The sequence below is a fragment of the Bifidobacterium sp. UTCIF-1 genome, from assembly GCF_006408915.1.
GTDB lineage: Bacteria > Actinomycetota > Actinomycetes > Actinomycetales > Bifidobacteriaceae > Bifidobacterium > Bifidobacterium reuteri.
On sequence record NZ_JFAG01000050.1, the window covers coordinates 1 to 1,201 of the forward strand.

The following is a 1,201-nucleotide window of genomic DNA, read 5'->3' on the forward strand; positions in this document are numbered from 1 at the left end:
CTGGTGCTGGGCGGCATGCAGCAGAAGCAGGCCGCCAAACAGCTTGGCGCGGGCGTTGGTGCGGTGCACAACCGGGTCAGGGCGTACCGCAGGGGCGGCATGGCCGCGTTGCAGCCCCGGAACCGGAATGCCGCCCAGGGCGGGAAATCGGCGTCCGTCCGTCCTCGGGGCGGGGCGGATGCCGGGGGCGGCGATGACGTGGAGGCGTTGCGCCGTAGGGTCGAGGAGCCGGAGTTGGGGAACGCGTTGATGCGGGAGGTGGTGGAGGCTCGCAGAAAAAGACCCAGGCGCCGACCTGCGGCGCCTGTCGAACAGGGAGAAGACGATGCCGGTCGACCGGCTGGGGCCGAGGTGTTCGCTGAGGTCGATGGCCTGCTTGCTGCGCATAGCGCCGAGCAGCTACCACTACCACCATGCCGGGATCGGCGTTGACAAGTACGCCGGGCTGCGCGCCCGCGTGGCGCGGGCGTTCGCCGACTCCAAGGGCAGGTACGGGTACCGTCGCGTCAAGGCCGCGCTCGGGACGGGCGTCTCGGAGAAGGTGATCCGCAGGCTCATGGCCGAGGGCGGGCTCTCGGCGCATGTTCCCAAACGGCGGCGTTACAGCTCCTACGAGGGGGGACCACGCCCGCTCCCGGCAGTCTCGTCAACCGGGACTTCACCGCCGAACGGCCCAATGAGAAGTGGCTCACGGACATCACCGAGATCAAGGCCAGCGACGGGAAGGGCGTGCCTCTCGCCGATGATCGACTGCCATGACGGCAAGATCGTCGCCTACACGGCCGGCTTCCATCCCAACGCGGAGCTCGCCGACCGGATGCTCGCCGAGGCGGCGGAGACGCTGCCCGACAACGCCCGTCCCGTGGTCCATTCCGACCGGGGATGCCACTACCGGTGGCCCGGATGGCTGGAGCTCATGGAACGCTACGGGCTGACGCGCTCAATGAGCGCGAAGGGCTGCAGCCCCGACAACGCCGCCGCGGAGGGATTCTTCGGTCGCATGAAGACGGAGTCCGTCTATCCCGAGCATTGGGAGAAACGCACCCGCGACGAGGTGCTTGTCCTGATCGACGAGTACATCCACTGGCACGACCACGAGCGCATCAAACAGTCGCTGGGCTGGATGAGTCCGGTACAATACCGTCAAAGCCAAGGAATGGCTGCATGACTATCTCCAAGAAAATGTCCGCAGCCCCCAACC

Annotated in this window: 1 protein-coding gene and 1 pseudogene; one reads left to right on the top strand and one right to left on the bottom strand. The window is 67.4% G+C overall.

Annotated features, from left to right (window positions below; translation table 11 throughout):
- Positions 1 to 387 (bottom strand): annotated as a pseudogene (locus BW09_RS11260) (hypothetical protein); the annotation flags it as partial.
- Between BW09_RS11260 and BW09_RS10800 the strand changes: the two are divergent.
- The gene (locus BW09_RS10800) at positions 326 to 1,168 is read left to right on the top strand and encodes an IS3 family transposase (protein ID WP_258185092.1); all 843 of its coding nucleotides are present in this window, start codon (positions 326 to 328) and stop codon (positions 1,166 to 1,168) included. The pseudogene BW09_RS11260 and the gene BW09_RS10800 sit on opposite strands and share 62 nt — an antisense overlap.
- Positions 1,169 to 1,201 lie beyond the last annotated feature (33 nt).